Annotated in this window: 10 protein-coding genes; 7 read left to right on the top strand and 3 right to left on the bottom strand. The window is 51.8% G+C overall.

Annotated elements, in window-relative coordinates:
* Nucleotides 1-166 precede the first annotated feature (166 nt).
* The 7 genes from ACN0YN_RS07120 to ACN0YN_RS07090 all read left to right on the top strand — a co-directional run bounded on the left by ACN0YN_RS07120 (nucleotide 167) and on the right by ACN0YN_RS07090 (nucleotide 6,781).
* Entirely contained in the window at nucleotides 167-790 is a 624-nt protein-coding gene (locus tag ACN0YN_RS07120) for a 50S ribosomal protein L25 (RefSeq protein WP_417384310.1), read from the top strand.
* A gap of 55 nt (nucleotides 791-845) precedes the next feature.
* The gene (pth, locus tag ACN0YN_RS07115) at nucleotides 846-1,415 is read left to right on the top strand and encodes an aminoacyl-tRNA hydrolase (protein ID WP_417384309.1); all 570 of its coding nucleotides are present in this window, start codon (nucleotides 846-848) and stop codon (nucleotides 1,413-1,415) included.
* A gap of 126 nt (nucleotides 1,416-1,541) precedes the next feature.
* Nucleotides 1,542-1,958: a 30S ribosomal protein S6 gene (gene rpsF, locus ACN0YN_RS07110; protein WP_417384308.1), complete on the top strand. Its 417-nt coding sequence runs from the start codon at nucleotides 1,542-1,544 to the stop codon at nucleotides 1,956-1,958.
* Between the two features lie 82 nt (nucleotides 1,959-2,040).
* A complete protein-coding gene (ssb, locus tag ACN0YN_RS07105; protein ID WP_417384557.1) occupies nucleotides 2,041-2,523 on the top strand; it encodes a single-stranded DNA-binding protein in 483 nt (160 codons plus the stop codon).
* Between the two features lie 88 nt (nucleotides 2,524-2,611).
* The gene (gene rplI / locus ACN0YN_RS07100) at nucleotides 2,612-3,118 is read left to right on the top strand and encodes a 50S ribosomal protein L9 (protein ID WP_417384307.1); all 507 of its coding nucleotides are present in this window, start codon (nucleotides 2,612-2,614) and stop codon (nucleotides 3,116-3,118) included.
* A 216-nt stretch (nucleotides 3,119-3,334) separates the two neighbouring features.
* Nucleotides 3,335-4,759 (top strand): replicative DNA helicase, encoded by a 1,425-nt coding sequence (gene dnaB / locus ACN0YN_RS07095; protein WP_417384306.1) that lies wholly within the window; start codon nucleotides 3,335-3,337, stop codon nucleotides 4,757-4,759.
* A gap of 51 nt (nucleotides 4,760-4,810) precedes the next feature.
* Nucleotides 4,811-6,781, top strand: coding sequence for a hypothetical protein (locus tag ACN0YN_RS07090; protein ID WP_417384305.1), 1,971 nt, complete (start codon nucleotides 4,811-4,813; stop codon nucleotides 6,779-6,781).
* Nucleotides 6,782-6,883: 102 nt separating this feature from the next.
* On the opposite strand, the gene ACN0YN_RS07085 is transcribed toward ACN0YN_RS07090, so the two are convergent.
* The 3 genes from ACN0YN_RS07085 to pruA form a co-directional block, all read right to left on the bottom strand.
* Entirely contained in the window at nucleotides 6,884-9,151 is a 2,268-nt protein-coding gene (locus tag ACN0YN_RS07085; protein ID WP_417384304.1) for an EAL domain-containing protein, read from the bottom strand.
* On the bottom strand, nucleotides 9,139-11,019 hold the full coding sequence (locus ACN0YN_RS07080) for a cache domain-containing protein (RefSeq protein ID WP_417384303.1): 1,881 nt from the start codon (nucleotides 11,017-11,019) through the stop codon (nucleotides 9,139-9,141). The genes ACN0YN_RS07085 and ACN0YN_RS07080 overlap by 13 nt, the downstream gene beginning before the upstream one ends.
* A 409-nt stretch (nucleotides 11,020-11,428) precedes the next feature.
* A complete protein-coding gene (gene pruA / locus ACN0YN_RS07075; protein WP_417384302.1) occupies nucleotides 11,429-14,440 on the bottom strand; it encodes an L-glutamate gamma-semialdehyde dehydrogenase in 3,012 nt (1,003 codons plus the stop codon).
* Between the last annotated feature and the right edge of the window lie 390 nt (nucleotides 14,441-14,830).

Below are 14,830 nucleotides of genomic sequence, written 5' to 3'. Positions count from 1 at the left end.
AACACATCGATGTAACGGGGCGCTCCAGAGAGCACTGATCGGGCGAGGCACTGGTTGAGCATCAACAGTATTTAATGACATAGTGTCAGGTGATAGATTCAAAAGTCTTTAATGGAAGAGTGGTTCGGCGTGAGTCGTTTAATCACTCCTCGAGGAATGTTGGGAAATGTCAGACGATTTTGTATTGCAGAAAATCAGTGCTTCGAAGCGTGAAAAATTAGGCTCGATCGAAAGTCGACATATTCGCCGTGCTGGTCGGATTCCGGCAGTGGTCTATGGCCACGGTCAGGAACCTGCTCATCTGAGCGTGGATGAGCACGATCTGCAGGATCTGATCAAAAACCGCGAACGCGTGTTCGAGATCGACGTTGATGGTAAAGTAGAAGAAACCATGCTGCGGGATCTGCAGTGGGATACATTCGGAACACAGATTCTGCATGTGGACCTGATGCGGATTAACGCTTCAGAACGAGTCACTCTGGAAGTTCCCGTACGACTTCGGGGAACTTCACCAGGTGCGACTGACGGTGGTATTCTGGAACAGCCTCTGCATGCCCTGGAACTGGACTGTCTGGCTCACAGCATTCCGGATTACATTTCCGTGCGAATCAATGCACTGGAAATTGGTGATGCCGTTCATGTCAGTGATATTGAAGTGCCTCGTGGCTGTAAGATTCACAATGATCCCGAACTGGTTGTTGTGCATGTTCTTGCTCACGGTGCTGAAGAAGTTGCACCTGCGGGTGAAGAAGCCGAAGCACCTGAAGCAGAAGAATCAACAGAAGAGTAAGATCACCGGGTGTGACTGGAACTGAATAAGTAATTAAAATCTGGCGGGTGTCGCTGTGAAAGTGGTCGTAGGGCTGGGGAATCCCGGTAAAAAATACGAACGAACGCGTCACAATGTCGGGTTTGAAGTGTTAAATCAATTGGCAGAGTGGCACGGAACTCCCGGTTCACGAAGCCAGTTTGAAGCGGAAGTCACTGAGATTTCCTGTGGCGGCGATAAGGTGTTACTTGTTGCCCCACAAACATTTATGAATTTAAGTGGTCGCAGTGTTGCCGCTGTGGCAAATTTTTTCAAACTGCCAGCAACTGATGTGATGGTCGTTTGTGATGATATGAATCTGCCTGTCGGCCGACTCCGTTTAAGGGGCTCTGGTTCAGCAGGCGGACAAAAAGGATTACAGGATATCATTCAGAAGCTGGGTACTCAGGATGTGCCACGCCTGAGAGTGGGTGTGGGACGACCTCCTGCCGGATTTTCAGCAGCGGATTATGTTCTGGGCCGATTCCAGGGAAAAAAGGAATTCGAACTGATCGCGACGGCAGTGGACAACGCTGCCCGAGGGATTGAGTGCTGGGTTCAGCAGGGACTGGAAATGGCGATGAACCAGGTCAATGCACCTGAGTAAACAGATCCCGGTTTGGTTGAACCGGCAATAAAAATAAATGAGAATTGGGTTATCAATCTGGCTGAAATACATCAGCCAAATTATTCCGGGAGAAAAGTCTTGTCTGTAACAGAAAAAAAAGCAGTTATGGTAAATTACGAAGGAATGTTCCTGCTGGACAGTGGCAAGTTTGCCGCTGATCACGAAGGGACTATTGCTCATCTGATGGAAATCCTGGAGAAGGCTGGTGCCGAAGTGGTGGCACATCGTCCCTGGCAGGATGGAAAACTGGCATATGAGATCGAAGGTCACATGAAAGGCCTGCATTATCTCGTGTACTTCACGATGCCAGGTAGCGGTATGGATCTGATTACCCGTTCCTGCCACCTGAGCGACATTGTGATTCGTCAAATGGTCATCAAACAGCCTCAAACCCTGTTTGATGCGATGGTCTCTGCGATCGATCCCAGTTCTGCACCAGAAGCTGCTGCCGCAGACGGTAAAGGGGATGCTGATGTGGATGCAGCAGATTACGATGCGCTGGACGACGACGACGAGGACTAGTGTCTCATCGCGGTTCGATGATTCAGAAACAGTTCTTTTGGAATGTTCCCGCTTATAACATTCAACCTCAGGGAGGCCTATGATGGCCAGTTTTAATAAAGTCATTCTGGTAGGCAATTTGACTCGTGACCCACAGGTGCGTTATACACCGGGTGGAAGTGCAGTCGCTGAAATTGGCCTCGCGGTAAATCGCAGCTGGTTTGACAAGAACTCCAATTCCCGTAAGGAAGAAACCACCTTCATCGATGTGACGTTATGGGGGCGGACAGCAGAAGTTGCCAGCGAATATCTGACCAAGGGGCGTTCCGTGCTGATTGAAGGTCGGTTGCAACTGGATCAGTGGGATGATAAAGAGTCCGGACAAAAACGCAGTAAGCTCAAAGTGGTCGGCGAAAACATGACCATGCTGGGCGGCAAAGGTGAATCTGGTGGCGCACCATCGGGTGGTGGTGGCGGATATGCTTCACGTGGAAACGCTCCTTCGCAGGGTGGCGGTTCCAGTGCGGCAGATTCCTTTTACGATGACACTCCTGGTGGAATTCCTGACGACGATGTGCCTTTCTAATCGGCACCGGGTTGCTGGTGAATTGCACAGCAGGTAACAGTATTTTTAAAACGATTGTATAAAACAAAAATTACGGAAGTGACTGATAATGGTTCGTAAACAACGTAGCACCGCTGTCATTGGTAGTACTAAATCATCTGTCGAAGTATTACTGGCTGAAAAAGTGGAAAGCCTTGGTGAGCAGGGTGATATTGTCCGGGTGAAACCTGGCTATGCCCGTAACTTCCTGTTGCCATACGGTCTGGCAACGATTGCAACCGATCACAACAAATGGATGGTCGTGCAGCATCAGAAGCGGATGGCTGAACTCGAAAAAGACCGTCTGAAGTCACTCAAGAATCTGGCCGACAAACTGAGCAAGCACAGCGTGACCATGGAAGCCAATGCCAACGAAGATGGCCATCTTTACGGTTCCATCGTTGCCGTTGACATCAGCAAATCTCTGAAAGAGGGTGGTTTTGACGTTGATGCCGAAAGCATTCGCCTGGAAGGTCCTCTGAAAGAACTGGGGATGTATACCGTCAAAATGCAGCTGCATGATAAGGTCAAAACCGAAGTCAAAGTCTGGGTCGTACCGACTGCAGAAAAGAGCTGAACCCCGGTCTGGTAAGCAAAAAATTACCACATCGAGTTTCCCGAATAAGCGAGAGGTCCGGTATATTGCCGGGCCTCTTTTTGTTATATATGATCTGAGAAGCAGTGCGAACTGATTCGCAGATGTTTGCCGCTTCTCGCTGAATCAGTCAGGCTGTGTGCCGTTTTACTGCAGAGAGAGCTCACTTCTTAATGCCTACAGAACCAGGGGATGGTTATGTCAGTTGCCGGTAAAGGAAATTTTCGCCGCCCGAAACAGGAATCTGTCGAAGAGCTGTTCGGCAAGGTGCCCCCGCAAAACCTGGATGCGGAAAAGGCGGTGCTCGGCGGGATTCTCCTGGATAACGTGGTGATTGACGATCTGGTATCGATTGTTAAAGCCAACCAGTTTTACAGCGATAAAAATACGCGGATTTTTTCTGCCATCCTCCGTCTGCATGATGCCGGTGTGCGCGGTATCGATGCGGTGACCGTCGCGGAAGAGCTGGATTCGAAAGGCGAACTGGAAGAAGCGGGCGGGGTCATGTACCTGCACGAAATTCTGGAGAGTGTGCCGCACGCGGCGCATGCCGAATACTATGCGAAAATTGTCCGAGATAAATCGGTACAACGGACCCTGATTCATTCCTGCACGGAAATCATCCGTGAAAGTTATGCGCCGCAGGGAGACACGCTGGACGTGTTGAACAAGGCCGAGCAGAGCATCTTCAGCATTCTGGAACAGCAGGGAGAAGGGGACAAGATCGAGATCCGTGACATCCTGATGGATGCCTTCGACCGAATTCACGAACGCTCTCAAAAAGATGGCACGCTGACCGGTTTGACGACGGGCTTCCTGGATCTGGACGCCCAGATCAATGGTTTTCAGCCCTCCGAACTGATTATTCTGGCGGCTCGTCCTTCCATGGGAAAAACGGCGCTGGTCTGTAACTTTGCCGAAGCGGCGGCCGACGAAGGGGGGACTTCGACGATCATCTTCAGTCTGGAACAGTCCAAACTCGAGCTGGCCGAACGTCTGCTCTGTATCCGTTCCGGCGTGAATGGCCACTCGCTGCGTGCCGGTGATCTGCAAGACGATGAACGCCATCGCCTGATGGAAGCCTCTTCCGAACTGAGTGAGATGCCGCTGTATATTGATGATAAACCGGGGCGGACCATCCAGGAAATCAGCGCGATCTGCCGACGTTTGAAGCGACTGAGCAACCTGGGGCTGATTATCATCGACTATCTGCAGTTGATTGAACCGGAAGATAAAACGATGCCTCGTGAACAGCAGATTGCATCGATTACCCGCCGTCTGAAGGGGCTGTGTAAAGAACTGAATGTGCCAATCATCGCGTTGGCACAGTTGAACCGTGGTGTCGAATTACGCGATGACAAACGCCCTCGACTGGCTGACCTGCGAGAAAGTGGTGCCATCGAACAGGATGCCGACCTGATCATGTTTCTGCATCGTCCGGACAAATACGATCCGGAAGACAGCCCCGGTCTGGCGGAAGTGGTCGTGGCGAAACACCGTAGTGGTCCGACCGGGATCATCAACCTGACCTGGCGGGCGTCTTCCATGCGGTTTGCCAACTACACGAATATGGATGTCCCTGAAGGGGGCTACATGGGTGAAGGTGGGGACGGCGGTTTTTGATTGATCCCGCCTGACTGAAACAGTTGACTTTCAAATGAGGGAGGAAGTGAGATGAAGCTGGCCTCTGAGTTGAAGTCCCGTTTTGGAGTACTGCTGATCGCAACGGTTCTCTTTCTGGCAGGTTCAACCTGTCACCCGCTCAACGCGGCGGATGATTCCTTTGATGAAGTCATCCCCTTCAGAATTGAATCCCCGTTTGCCTGGAACCGCACGGATCGCTATGTTCCTCCGGATTTCAAAGCTTTCTTTCCGGACGACATAGAAGCGGGCAAAGAGCTTGATCTGATGCTGGAAGGAAAGTTGAAGGTTACGAGCATTGATGCGCGTCTGGCTTTGATTCGACGCGGACTGCGTCATTGCTCGAAGTATCGTACGACCCTGTTAGGGCAGGTCGGTAATCAATATATCTGGAACCGGGAGCAACAGGATCCCCGTGCCATTGAGTTGATGTATCAGGCGAGTGCCAGCGACGATGGCGATATCGCACATTATGCGTTGTATCATGGTCCCACGGTGGTAAAACGGCGATCAGCTAACCTTGTGCGGATGCTGATGGAGCAGTACCCCATGCTTAGTGCGCAGATGCAACAGCGAATCGCCTGGGGCATGCAGACGTATGGCGATAAAGAGCAGACCAGGAAATTGCTGCTGGGGCTGCTGGATGATTTTAAGAAATTGGATGATTCTACAGTCGGGGCGGCGCTGGAAACTTACCAGGCAGTATTTAAAACGGAACCGCCTGAATTGAATCGATTTGATGAAGCGGGACTGTGGGTGGTTGGCTTTCATCGGGATGATCTTTCTGCCACGCATCCCCGGGCTGCTGAGATTTTGCGGGAAATGGTTGAAAAGATCTTACGTACCCGGGAAGCCTCGCTGCTGGGGTTTGTAACACGCGTGGACCAGGGGCATGAAACGGCAGTGGCATTAGTGAAAGGCTACCGGCAGCGCGCGTTACTGGTGGAGAGACTTTCGAAACTGACGCATGTGAAAATCGATTTCAATCAACTCTTTTCGGCACGGGTTCTACAGGAGCTGCGGCTCCAGGAGTTCGCGCGTTTTCTGCCAGAAGACGCGCCTGCCAGCAGACTGCCTGCTTACACGCGCCCGCCTGTGGATAAATCTTATGCCTACCAGGCGGAGGATTATGTCGCTCCCGATTTTCAGTCCTACTTTGCTGATGATGCCTCGGCGGGAAAGAAGCTTGATCAGCTGTATGACAATCGGGAAAAACTGACACTCACTGACCGCGAATTACTGGAAGCGTTTCGATTCGGGCTCCGTCATAGTTCCTATCAGCCGAATATAATGCTGGGCTGGCTCTCCGGTGCACTGGGGTGGCCCCGCGATCCCCGTCTGACTGAAATCTTTTTTCAGGCGCTTGATCCGAAAGGTCCTGAGGAGGTACGGAAAGCGGCTCTCTATTACGGGTTTGGGCTGGGGACCGCTAAGACCAGGAATATTCTGCGGGCCATCTTTGGCGTTTATATGGCACCGCCGTTCGACGACACGACCAATCGAAACATGCGGACGCGCATTTTATGGAGTGTGCGGGACCATGCAGATGACAAGTATTTTCTCTCAACTCTGTTTGCGGAGGCATTACGTGACCATGAGAAGTTGTCTGACATCGCATTGCAGCAGGCGGACAGTGCCTACAAACAGCTGACAGGCTCAGATCCACCCAATGGAGAAGAATACAGCGCGCGGGGCGTGTATATCCTCATGTTCGGCGATGAGTCTGCCAGTACGATCCCCGCTTCAAAGCAATACGTTTCAAAAAGGCTCGGCGATTCGCCGCATATCCTTGCAAAAAAACATATGGTGGAAAAGGAGGAAGTCAGCGTCATCGTGCTCGTCAAGGGAACTGCAGGGTTGAACTGGCTGATCAAAAATCTGCAGACGAAACCGGAACTCCCCATCTATTTTGCAGGGCTGCTGACACCGGAGCTGATCGGAAAAGCAGAGCACCTGCAGGAGTTTAAAAAATTCCTGCCCGAAGAACCGGCTCAGGAAAAATGAAGTCATAAACGGATTGCCGTTTGCCTGGAATCGGTCCGTTCTGTTTTCGTCTGTGTCCCCAAAAGTATCAGTTGATATAGTTCAGTTTTGAGAGGGATGCATTCAGTTCATGAATGCCGAGACAGGCAGAGGAAGGAACTGCTTGTTCCAGTCAGGTTGGTCACCAAAGAATCGTTGTAATTCATCGGCAGGACAGGGGCGAGAAAACAGAAAGCCCTGTCCATATTCGCATCCCAGGGCCTGTAACAGAATCAACTGATCGTGGGTTTCGATTCCTTCGGCGACTACTTTTAATTGGAGGTTGTCAGCCAGGACCAGGACAGCATGCATCAGCGCTGCATAATCACGTGCCTCTTTTACATTCAAGATCAGAGTACGATCGATTTTGAGGACATCCAGAGGGAGTTCGTGCAGGCATGCCAGGGAAGAATAGCCGGTCCCAAAGTCGTCCATATCAATTTTGACTCCCATGCTCTTCAGCTTCCGTAATGAGTCAATGATCAGCAGGCGATCCTGCATGATCAGGCTTTCGGTGACTTCCAGATGCAGACAACCCACGGGGATCGCATACTTCCCGGTGATCTGTTCAACAAACGTGCAGAATTCCGGATCAAGCAGCTGCTTTCTTGAAATATTAACATGGATGAAGGCAGGGGCCGCGGGGCCGAAGGTGTTTGTCCAGTGCGCAAACTGCCGACAAGATTCTTCAAGGACCCACGAACCAATGGAATTGATCATCCCGGTCTCTTCAGCAACCGGGATGAAGTCGTCGGGGTTGATGAGCCCGTATTCGGTGTGCTCCCAACGGATCAGTGCTTCGACTCCCACCATTTTGCCTGAATCCAGTGAAACAATCGGCTGATAGAAGAGCGCGAATTCATTTTCTGAACCCGCATTCCGCAGGTCGCTTTCAACCTGCATGCGTACCTGAACCTGTTCTCTCATCGTCTGGTCGAAGACAACGTAGGCGCCTTGACCTGATTCTTTTGCTTTGTACATGGCGAGGTCGGCATCGCGGAGGATTTCCAGTGCAGATTGATAAGCGTAATCACTGGTAACAATTCCAATGCTGGCCGAAGAGTAAACGGTGTGTGAGCCTAACTGATAGCTTTGCGAGAAGGTCTCCAGCAGTCGTTCTGCGACCCGAGTGGCATCGGAATAACTGGCAAGTCCATTCAGCAGGATGACAAATTCATCTCCGCCCAGCCGAGCCGGCTTGATCTGATCGGTAGCTCTGAGTGTGGTGCAGAGACGTCGTGCGATCAGTTGTAAGAGTTCGTCACCCTTATCATGGCCCAGACTGTCATTGATCAGTTTGAACCGGTCGAAGTCCAGGAACAGTAACGCGAATTTGTGCTGATCACTGCGATCGATGGCCTGCTGAATGTCATCCAGGATGGCGGCGCGATTGGGTAATCCCGTCAGGGCGTCATGGTAAGCCTGGGTGCGCAGCTGTCCCAGCAGCCGTTTTCTTTCACTGATTTCAATTCGTAAAGTGAAATAGCTTTCTGTCTTGTCGTGTTCATCCAGCATAGGAACAATGGTGGTGTCGACCCAGTAGAGAGAGCCATCTTTGGCGCGATTACAGATCTCACCGCGCCAGATCCTGTTCTGTTCTATCGTTAAGTACAGTTCATCGAAAAACTCGGGGGGATGATGCTCGGACAGCACGAGATCGTGATTCTGGCCAACCAGTTCCTCCCTTGAGTATCCGGAGAGCCGACAGAAATTGTCATTGGCTTCCAGGATTGTGCCCTGGAGATCGAGGACTGCTACGATACCTGCCGAATCGACTGCTTTCCGGAAGGCCTCCAGTTTACGATTGGTGGTACCGATCGTGGACTGCAGATCTTTCACTTTGAGTTCTGCTTTTCTGGCCAGGTCCCATTTTTCGGTGAGGGAGGCGGCAAGCTGTCGGATCTCGATACTTTCAAATGGTTTTTTCAGAATGAGCCAGCGGTCCATGCTGCCCAGTTCATGCGACATTTCATTCCAGTTGTAATCATTAAATGCAGTGCAGAGCACAATCAGCAGGTCGGGATCGACTTCCCACAGGTGTTTGACCGTTTCGATGCCATCCCAGCCGGGGGGCATGCGAATATCAACAAAGGCCATCGCATAGGGTTGCTGGTTTTGGAGCGAACGCTGAACTTTCTCCAGGCCTTCTTTTCCCTGGGAGGCGGAATCGACTTCAAAAGAAAACTCATTGTTACCGGATTCCGGTTCCTCTCCAAACAGGGCAGTGTAAGAATTGCTGAAAGAGGGCCGATTGTCTGTGTGGTTCAGTATTTTCCGGAAGTCAGCGTGAATTGATTCATTGTCGTCAATAACCAGGATACGCCGGTTACGCGATTCCATTATGTCGTGCATTGTTTCACTCCTGCCCTTTGATAGGGGATTTCCAGTGTAAAGGTGGCACCGGCTCCGGGGCCATTGCTGGCGGCAGTCAGTTTGCCATGCAGCTCAACGGCAGAGATTGCAGCGCTGTGTAATCCGAAGCCATGTCCTTCTGATCGTGTTGTGAATCCGTGTGCAAAGATTCTGGTCAGGTTTTCCTCAGGGATTCCCACACCGTTGTCCTGGACCTGAATGACAATCCGCTCATCGCCCACGCGATGCGTTCGAATGATGAGTTCGTGGTTCTGGTTTTCACTTTCCAGGCACGCATATTTGGCATTGCTGATCAGGTTGATCATGATCTGCAGCAGCAGTTGTTGCTTGCCGTAAATCTGGCCGATATTCTCAAATTTTCGTACCACTTTGATTGCGTGCCGTTCCATCGAAGCCAGATTAATTTTGATTGCGTTTTCCAGCAGTTCATTCAGTGAGAAGACTTTGATCAGATCCGTATCGGTTTTGGCATGTATCTGTTGTGAAGCGACGATCGATTTGATGTGGTCTATGTTGTGGATCAGCGAGTTGATTTCCTCAAGAATATAATCTTCTTCACTGGAGAGCTGGTGGCTGACGTCAATCAGGTAACAGGGAAGATGCTTTCCCCGTTCATCCCGGGTGACGAAGTCGCCGATGTCCTCGATATGCTGTTTCATCACATCAATGCCCTTCATCAGATTGTGAACACTGGACTGGCTGAGCTTTTCCTGGATCACACTGGCAGAGACATTCACGCTGTTGAGTACATTCCCCACATTATGCAGGACGCTGGTGGCAATCTCGGCTTTGCCGGCCATGTTCGCCGATCGTACAAGTTGCCGGGAGGCTTTCCATAAAGAAGTGAGATAGAGATAGCAGATGCTGAACAGCCCCAGACCAGTCGTTAAACCAGCCAGCAGCAGCAGGCTTTCCATTCTCCCCAGGAATGCCGCTTTCCGGGTAATATCATCCAGGATCACAAGTTGGCCTACCTGTTGGTCGCTGGCATCTTTCAGCGGGAGAATCGCTCCACAATATTTTTTCTTCGTTGATTCCGATGTGAGAGAAAACGGTGTGCGGTTGATCTCACCAGAGTCGATCAGGGGAATTAACCCGTCGGGGAGTTGCGGGAGTGACTGGTCGATAATGATCAGATTCGAGAGCTGGTCCCAGTCTCCTGGACGGTCCAGTTGGGAGAGCCCCGTTTCCCACTGATTGCGGTCGAGAAATTGTTTATCAATGGCGATGAAAACTTCGACACCCAGGATCTCAGAGAGCTTGGGAGTGATGTGATCGATTTCTTCTCCCAGCTCGAAATAGCCGGCTAGTTTTCCGTCGATGAACCAGGGTTTTACAACTCTGAGGGTGAATTGGCCGAATTTACCCAGTTCAATGCCGTAGGATGTTTTTCCGGTATGGACAGCCTGCTGGGTTGTTTCGCGGTTGATCGTATCCCCGAACTCAGACGGGCGATGGACGCGGAGAAAGCAGGTCTGGTCGAGATCAATAAAGTAAAAGTGTGTGATTTTGCTGGATGCATGGATCATTTCATAGATCGGAGCAGCATAGCGGAGAAGTGCCTCGCGATCTTTGTGCAGCCAGGCTTGCTGGAGTTGTTTATCAGTCGCGATGAGTTGCTGATATCCAATAAGATGGGCCGCATCGTCTTCGAGTTGATTTGATAAAACACGACTGGCGCCAGTGATGCGAGATTGCACGTTCTCATTGATCGACTTTTGCGTTTGCCAGTACATGCCCCACAGACCACAACCAATCAGAATCATGATGGCTATCACGAGTGGTATCAGGATGCGCAATTTCATATTGTGGTATAGCTGGCCGGTTTTTGCTAAATGATTCTGCATAATGTCAGTTTGTTTATAACGCGGGTGACAAAGATTTCACTTTGTCGTCCTGTTTGTACTGACTCGGCAGGGAGCTCCGTGCAACGAGTGGAGCTGATTTGAACATCTGTGCCTCTACCAAGTTCCAAAGTATAGAATACGGTTTGGGAGGCGCATCCGGTGAGATTGTTATTTGAGGGTGAAGTGTCAATCTGTCGTACTAGAACCCAAATAACTGTGACGTTGAGTGAAATTTCCTGTCATTCTGCAGGTGATTCCCTCCTGATTATTGAAGGGATGCCGCGGTAAGAATCGGCATTGGAGACAGACCGCAGATGGGGACGCGGTCTGATTGTCACTGGACAAAATGTGTTAATCAATTCCAGTCGCCTGATAACCTCATCTTGGTTATCAGGCGTAAATGACCAGGTTATTCTTCTTCGTCTTCACTGATGGCGGCAGGAGCGAATCCGCGTCGCATCGTGTTCTCGGTGACGTTGACGGGAACCAGGAACTGCAGCAGGTAATCGGGGCCGCCGGTTTTGCTCCCCATGCCTGACATTTTGAATCCGCCGAATGGGTGGCGTTCGACCATCGCACCGGTAATGTTGCGATTCAGATAGATGTTACCGGCCATCAGTTCCATGCGTGCTTTCTGCAGGTGAGCCGGGCTGCGGCTGAAGATGCCGGCAGTCAGAGCGTACGGCGTATCGTTGGCGATGGTGATGGCTTCCTCGAAGTCTTCGGCTTTCATGACTGCGAGAACCGGGCCGAAAATTTCTTCCTGTGCGATCTGGCAGGTGGAATCGACGTCGGTGAAGATATGCGGGCCGACGTAGTAACCTTCCTCTTCCAGTTCGGACGTATCACAGGCCAGCGCCAGCGTGGCTTCTTCTTTTCCGATTTCGATGTATTCCAGAATTCGCTGCCGGGCTTCCTGATCGATGACCGGACCCACAATGGTGCCGGGATCTTCCGCGGGGCCGATTTTCAGACTCTTGGTCGCTTCTACCAGACGACTGACGAACGCGTCGTGAATGGATTCCAGCACGATCACCCGCGAGCAGGCAGAGCATTTCTGGCCGGCATAATTGAAGGCGGAGTGAATCACGCCCAGGACGGCTTCGTCGAGGTCGGCGTCATCATCGACGATGATCGCGTTCTTGCCGCCCATTTCAGCGACAACCCGTTTGACCATCTTCTGGCGGATATCGGTTTCGGAGGCAGCTTCGTTGATTGACAGTCCGACTTCGCGGGAACCGGTGAAAGTGATCATCTCCACATCGGGGCTGCCAACCAGTTCCGGGCCGACTTCTTCACCGACGCCGGGGAGGAAGTTCACAACGCCATCGGGGATACCCGATTCGTGAATCAGGTCCATCAGTTTGGCAGCGACGATTGAAGACTGTTCGGCGGGTTTCATGACTACGGTATTCCCGGTGACCAGTGCCGCGGTGGTCATGCCGGTCAGAATGGCCAGCGGGAAGTTCCAGGGAGCAATCACAGCGACTGTACCACGGGGGCGATAGAAGTAAACGTTTTCTTCGCCGGGAACATCACAGTGTTGAGGGTTGGCCAGTTTCCGCATCTGGTCGGCGTAATACATGCAGAAGTCAATTGCTTCGACGACGTCGCCGTCTGCTTCTTCCCAGGGCTTACCGCATTCGAAGACAATCCAGGCGGCCAGTTCAAAACGCTTGCGTCGCATGTTGGCGGCAATCAGTTCCAGGTATTCGGCCCGGTACTGAGGTTCGGTTTTGGACCAGCCGGGAAAGGCCCGACGGGCGGCGTCAATGGCGTCAATCGCATCGTCGGCGGAGGCTGAGGAAATGGTTCCCAGCGACTCCGACAGATGAGACGGATTGCGTGAGGTGAGAGTGGCTTTGGTATCGATGGCACGACCGTTGATCAGCAGGGGGTATTCTTTGCCGAACTGATCTTCGACGGCCTGGAGTGCTTCCTGCATCTTCTGGCGTGATTCTTCCAGACTGAAATCGGTGAGCGGTTCGTTCTGGAAATGCTTTTCTTCGGCAGCCGCTTTGTTCCGGTTGGATTTGCTGGCGTGATCGGACGGGTTCATCATCAAGGTCTCCAGATTGACGTTCTCAGTAAAGCTTTGTCGAAGGAATGAGTCGTTAGAAGTATTTTCCAGCAGGCGGCGGACCAGGTAGGCCATGCCCGGAATCAGTTCGCCGAACGGCGTGTAGATGCGGACCCGATGGCCCATTTCAGCAAAAACCTGTGCCTGTTCTTTGCCCATCCCGTACAGCATTTGAATTTCATACGCGGAAGGGGGGACATCCAGTTCATGCGCGACTGCGATGGCATGAGCCAGGCTGCGCATGTTGTGACTGCCGAACGCGGGTTTGAGCCATTCAAAGTTCTGCAGCAGAATCTGCGTCAGCTTTTCGTAGTTGGCATCCGACTCCCATTTTTCCTGGAAGACCGGGATCGGCCAGTTGCGGTACTGGGAAGTGATCGTTTCGTAATCCCAGTAGGCCCCCTTGACGAGCCGGACCCAGACGGGGGTCTTGCGTTTTTTAGCCCATTTAAGCAGATCCATCAGATCGGCTTCGGCCTGAGGCTGATAGGCCTGGATCACAATCCCCACGTTGTCGAAGTCGCGGAATTCCTGTTCCATCAGCGTCTGTTTAAAGATTTCCAGCGTGAGTGGTTTGTAGGAATTCTGTTCCATGTCGACGTGCAGGTAGGCGTCGTATTTCATCGCCTGTCGCAGCAGAGTTCGCAGGCGGGGCTGAACCGCTGCCATCGTGCCGACGGGATCGGTCGGTTTGAACTGACTGCAGAGCGCTGAGAGTTTGATCGAAACATTCGTGCGGGGCAGGTGCCCCTCGTTGTCCCAGTCGAGCTGCACATTTTCGGACCATTTGCGGACACGGGGGGCCAAGCCTCGGATCAGATCGAGATACGACTGCAGATAGGCTTCGGCTTCCATTTCACTGATAACCGCTTCTCCCAGCAGGTCCAGCGTGAAGGTAAAGTTTTCACTGCGAAGGCGATCGACGGTGCGGTGCACTTCATCGACCGTCGAACCCGCGATAAACCGGCTGGCCATCCGTCGGGCATTGGAGCGGGCGTTCAGAGCCAGGGCCCGGCCGAGCACCGAATTCGGTGTCGAAAGCTCGAGGCCGATGCGGGCCGCCCAGGGGAGATGCTTGCGGACATCTTCAAAATATTCGTGCAGGTGCCTGACGATGGATTCATGAGAGCGAAGCATAGGCAGAACGTCCACGAAACGGAACATCTGCACTTTGACGGACTCATCGGCCATGGCCCAGGAGAGAATCCGATCGTCCCACCAGCGCTTTTCGAACATGGTCGGTTCGCGGCGTTCCAGCAGACCCCAGATCTGCTCGCCGAGTTCCTGCGTTCGCTGCTCAAAATTATTGTTCAGGTTGGAAGACGCTTTTTTTCGTGCCACTTATATAACCTGCCTCTGAGTGCAGTCTGCACTTTCTGTGTCGCGGTATTATTAATTTTTATGACCACTGGACAGGGGGTGTTTTTCGGGGAGGAAGGCCCTGTTGAACGACATCCTGTCAGTAATACTCTTACGTAAACACTCCCTTGAGTGTTGGGGGCTGGCCTCTTGTTGTACGGGGCGCAGTGCCCCGAAATATTCTTATATACTGTTAACTGCAAGCAGGTTAACAAATCCGCATAAGAGAGGTAAGTGTTGCGGGTCAGGCAATCGGAACTTTTCTGCTTCGCTGAGTCAGAATCGGTCTTGCCAGACAGGGCTGAGACTTTATTCTTAAAGAAATTATAAAAATAAGAATTTAGGTCACCTGTTCTACTTTGGTTGCATTGA

It is taken from the genome of Gimesia sp., from assembly GCF_048260065.1.
Taxonomy (GTDB): Bacteria; Planctomycetota; Planctomycetia; order Planctomycetales; family Planctomycetaceae; genus Gimesia.
The sequence above is the reverse complement of the archived record's forward strand: the minus strand, read 5'-3'. Positions and strand labels throughout refer to the sequence as shown.

What these genes read in the sequence shown, in the direction of transcription:
- ACN0YN_RS07090 (WP_417384305.1), top strand. Translation starts at nt 4,811, where the DNA reads ATGAAGCTGGCCTCTGAGTTGAAGTCCCGTTTTGGAGTACTGCTGATC.
- rpsF (WP_417384308.1), top strand. Translation starts at nt 1,542, where the DNA reads ATGGTAAATTACGAAGGAATGTTCCTGCTGGACAGTGGCAAGTTTGCC.
- ssb (WP_417384557.1), top strand. Translation starts at nt 2,041, where the DNA reads ATGGCCAGTTTTAATAAAGTCATTCTGGTAGGCAATTTGACTCGTGAC.
- rplI (WP_417384307.1), top strand. Translation starts at nt 2,612, where the DNA reads ATGGTTCGTAAACAACGTAGCACCGCTGTCATTGGTAGTACTAAATCA.
- ACN0YN_RS07085 (WP_417384304.1), bottom strand. Translation starts at nt 9,151, where the DNA reads ATGCACGACATAATGGAATCGCGTAACCGGCGTATCCTGGTTATTGAC.
- dnaB (WP_417384306.1), top strand. Translation starts at nt 3,335, where the DNA reads ATGTCAGTTGCCGGTAAAGGAAATTTTCGCCGCCCGAAACAGGAATCT.
- ACN0YN_RS07080 (WP_417384303.1), bottom strand. Translation starts at nt 11,019, where the DNA reads ATGCAGAATCATTTAGCAAAAACCGGCCAGCTATACCACAATATGAAA.
- ACN0YN_RS07120 (WP_417384310.1), top strand. Translation starts at nt 167, where the DNA reads ATGTCAGACGATTTTGTATTGCAGAAAATCAGTGCTTCGAAGCGTGAA.